Below are 4,178 nucleotides of genomic sequence, written 5' to 3'. Positions count from 1 at the left end.
GAATAGCAGCCCATTGTTCACACTCTCGTGCAGTATCACGTGTGACACTGTCTCTAAGATTTTTATAGCGTACTTGAATACGCCAAGCATTGCCGCGCTTCACTGGTTTTTGCATAAATCCACCTTGGTGTCGTAGCAGCACCAGACACAAAACCCAAGTGTAAACTTGGGGGCGTTTTGGTGCTAAAACGGAAATAATAAGGTGTTTTTGACGCAGATTTTGACGATTTTAAACCATCAAGCTGACCAATTTAGCATTAAAAACTCTTAAATTACCTTAATTTTAGCGACTTAACTATTTGATAATTAAGTATAAAATTTTGGTAGGTATAAGCAGACTCGAACTGCTGACCTCTACGATGTCAACGTAGCGCTCTAACCAACTGAGCTATACACCTAGAATGAGAAGTATAATATTCATTTTTCAGCGTGTTCACAAGTTTTTTGGGACTGTTTGAGTGCAATTGCGCAGTCTTTAAGCAACTTCGTGAATTGATGAATATCGGAACCATTCTTTTGTTCTAAAAACACGATTTTTTGATATAACACAATTACTTTTTCAAATGGTTGTTGATCCTCAACAAGTAAAGACAAACGTTTGATCCAGCAATGGAAAGTTTCAGCAGGATATTTTTGCAAATATTTCGGTAACTGTTTTTGAAATTTAAAAATGATACGTTGATATTGCTGTTGGCGTCTGCTTTGTCTCCACCAATAGAAACCAACGTAAAGCATTAAAACACCACCGATTCCTAAAATGAGAACCACAGCATAGCCATAGCTTGAATCCAGCCCCAGTCGAGCCAACCAGTTTTTCTGTTTTTCGGCATCATATCCTACGACTTTGCTTTGCCATTGATAACTTAAATAATCGCTCCAGATACGCATATTTTTTAATAATTTAAACTGCTGAACACGCCAAGCCTGTGTTTGATTATCGCCCCAAACTGTTTGATCTTCTGCCAGATAATCCTGCATCCCAGTATCAATTCGTTGTGGCGCAATCATTGCAGTCGGATCAATTCTTTTCCACTTGCCATTGAGATAAACCTCACTCCAAGCATGTGCATCCAGTTGACGAACCTCCCAGCTTTGACCATCAGGTGCAAGTTGCCCCCCCTGATAACCTGTTACCACGCGTGCAGGTATTCCAACATAACGCATCAGCATCACAAAACTGGAGGCATAATGTTCACAAAAACCTTTTCGGCTGGAAAACAGGAATTGATCGATACGATCACCACCTAAAGTGCCTGGTGTCAGGGTATAAACAAAGCCATTTTTCCGATACCAGGACAGCACTGCCTGAATATATTTTTCAGGTTGCTGCTGATTCTGCTCAAATAATTCATGCGCCAATTGCTGGGCTTTTTTATCACTGCCCTCTTTAAACCTGATATTAAATTCAAGTTGACGTGGCGACAGAGAAACAGATTCTGCCGATGTTCTTCCCAACCATTGCATTTGAATGGGTTGATTACGTTTAATCAATCGGGTTGGTCGAATACTGTCATCCTGATAAAGCTGTAAATAACGTCCCTGAGGAATCGAATATTCCAAACCCATAATCCAGTTTGCCTGCTCATCGGCAGGCAGATATTGGTATGGCACACTATGGGAGTTAGACTGTATATTTTTGACTTGCTGATTAAAAAAACTACTGGTCCATGTCGTGCCATCATATTCATCCAGCACCAAAGCACGCCAATATAATTCATTGCGACTTGGCAACTGATACATATTTGCGACCACACGAAAAGCCAATGCCGAGGACTGCGAAAGCTCCGCAATATCCCCAGGTGACATGCGGTCACTAATCCCTGTGATTGCCTGATCTTTCTGAATTGGAATTGACCACAGAGGAGGCAGACGTGGGAAGAAGATAAACAGTAAAATAAAGAACGGCGTTGCAATACCAACAAACTTAAAAATCTGTTTAATGTCCTGTTTCAGTTGATTGGTAGATATGGTGTTGTTGTTAAATAAGCTGGTCTGAATCCGATACAATCCCATCAGGCACATCACAAATGATGCGAATACAAGTACCGCCATCCAGAATGCCTGACTGTGCAACAGTAAGCTCGCACTAACGAATAAAGCAAAGTTGAACACGATCAGCAGATCCCGGGTATTTTTAGCCTCCAGACTTTTGGCAAATAAACAGGTGCTTAAAAATGCGACTCCTGCTTCTACTCCCAGTAAAGTTTGATAATTTAAATAAATAAGACCTAAAGACAATAAAGAGAAAAAAACTAAAAATAAGCGTGGAAATGGTGAAATTTTTTGTTTTCTATATCGCCAGACCAGTGTTAACCAAACCACACCCCATAATCCACTTAGGGTGACTGGAATAAAGGCGACTTGCCCCATCAAGACAAATGCCAGTGCAGCCAAAATACAGAAATAGATTTGCTTGGTCATCATTAAGCCTGCGCCAGTAAAAGTTTAGCCTTGATGAGCTGTGATTGCCTTTGTCCACTTTCCAATCGCGCATGTGGCAAAATCACCGCGTAGTCATCACCCAACTGTTCACATTGCTCAATCAAGCCCATCATGAAACTGAGCTTTTCTTCATGCCCCTGTGCTGGAATCTGTTGATAATCAATTTCCAGATGTTGATGATTGGCCTGAGCTTCAAACATCTTGATAAAAAATCCCTGCCCACGCGCAACCTGCTTCCATGCGACATTTTGATAGGAATCACCCTGCTGAAATGCTCTCAACTCTTTAAACTCATCCAGACTATCATGTGCATTTGTAGTTTGCTGCTTATGTTCTTTCTGCCACTCATAGGCTTTGGGTGCAATCCAGACTTTTTGTTTGGGATATAGGTAAGTCCAAGCCCATACCAGCCCTAAAGGATAGGTGGAATAGATTTTTACTGAACCTACATCGTAGATGCCCCGTTTTTGCGGAATAACTGGTAATTCTAAAGTTTGTTGAGCCTGCTCAAGAAAAAAAATCTGTTCCTGTTGTTGCCATTGCACACGCAGATATCGACTGTTATTTGCTGGCTGTTTAAACAGCAGCTTGAGCATTAAAGCCTGTTCAACCTGCCCAATTTCTGGCGGCACAACTTCAATTTGTAAGCCGTGCAACTGTTTGAAAGTCAGGTAAAAACTAATACATAAAATGGCACTGATTAAAAAGCAGAATCCTAAAATCAGGTTATTGGCATAGTTAATCCCAGCAATAAAGGTAATCAGGATCAGAATGAGATATAAAAAACCCTTTTTATAAATGAAAACCAAAACATCTTTCTGCAACAGCGTTTTACTGCCATCCACCTGAAAGCGTTTTGCAATCCACTGCTGTACTCGCTGCCTAAGTCCATTCTGCATAAGTCACTCTCAACTATAAGGTATCAACTGACTGCAAAAGCTGTCTCACCTCAACCTCTCCCAGACTTAAACGATGCGCAACCACTGCCACAAAAACCGTTTGCACATCATCGGTGGTGACGAAGCTTCGTCCCTCAACCAGTGCATAGGCCTGAGCTGCTGCCTTGAGTGCTAAAACGCCACGGGTAGAAAGTCCATGCCGTTGCTTACGGGTTTCAGCCGCTAAATCAAGAATATAATTTAGCACCGTATCACTGAGAAAAACCTGTTTTGCTAATTCACGTAATTGCAAAATATCAACTTGCGTAAATACTGCTTCTAATTGATGAATTAAAACCTGACGTGAACTTTGTTGTAACAGTAATTTTTCAGCTTGGCGAGACGGATAACCGAGCGATAAACGCATCAAGAAACGGTCAAGCTGCGACTCAGGCAAGGCATACGTTCCACTTTGAAACAGGGGATTTTGGGTCGCCAACACCCAGAATGGTTGCGGTAAGTCATAATGAATCCCATCCACCGTGACTGCCGCCTCTTCCATTGCCTCAAGCAAGGCACTCTGTGTTTTGGGGCTACAACGGTTAATTTCATCAGCCAGCAAAATTTGGGTAAAAATCGGACCTTTCTTAAACTCAAATAAATGTTCTTTTTGATTAAAGATATTGATCCCGATGACATCACTTGCCAGCATGTCATTGGTAAACTGAATACGCTGGAAATGCAGCCCTGCTAGACGAGCCAAGGCACTGGCTAGAGTCGTTTTGCCTAATCCTGGTAAGTCTTCAAACAATACATGGCCACCTGCCAATAAACAGGTCAGGGCAAGTTTAGTCTGTT

Annotated in this window: 3 protein-coding genes, 1 tRNA gene and 1 pseudogene; all 5 read right to left on the bottom strand. The window is 41.6% G+C overall.

Annotation, left to right across the window (positions count from 1 at the left end; translation table 11 throughout):
- Nucleotides 1-115, bottom strand: a pseudogene (locus B4H32_RS06160) (site-specific integrase); the annotation flags it as partial.
- Between the two features lie 206 nt (nucleotides 116-321).
- A tRNA-Val gene (locus B4H32_RS06155) sits at nucleotides 322-398 on the bottom strand.
- A 19-nt stretch (nucleotides 399-417) separates the two neighbouring features.
- Nucleotides 418-2,421: a DUF3488 and transglutaminase-like domain-containing protein gene (locus tag B4H32_RS06150; RefSeq protein WP_286800906.1), complete on the bottom strand. Its 2,004-nt coding sequence runs from the start codon at nucleotides 2,419-2,421 to the stop codon at nucleotides 418-420.
- A 2-nt stretch (nucleotides 2,422-2,423) separates the two neighbouring features.
- Nucleotides 2,424-3,341 carry a DUF58 domain-containing protein gene (locus B4H32_RS06145; RefSeq protein ID WP_286800905.1) on the bottom strand — a complete coding sequence of 306 codons (918 nt, stop codon included), beginning with the start codon at nucleotides 3,339-3,341 and terminating at the stop codon, nucleotides 2,424-2,426.
- A 13-nt stretch (nucleotides 3,342-3,354) separates the two neighbouring features.
- Nucleotides 3,355-4,178 (bottom strand): AAA family ATPase (locus B4H32_RS06140; RefSeq protein ID WP_286800904.1); only part of this gene is annotated, 824 nt, incomplete at its 5' end.

The organism is Acinetobacter sp. UBA2063, assembly GCF_002333245.1.
Lineage (GTDB): Bacteria > Pseudomonadota > Gammaproteobacteria > Pseudomonadales > Moraxellaceae > Acinetobacter > Acinetobacter parvus.
Note: the sequence above shows the minus strand (reverse complement) of the source record. Positions and strands in the feature narration are given on the sequence as shown.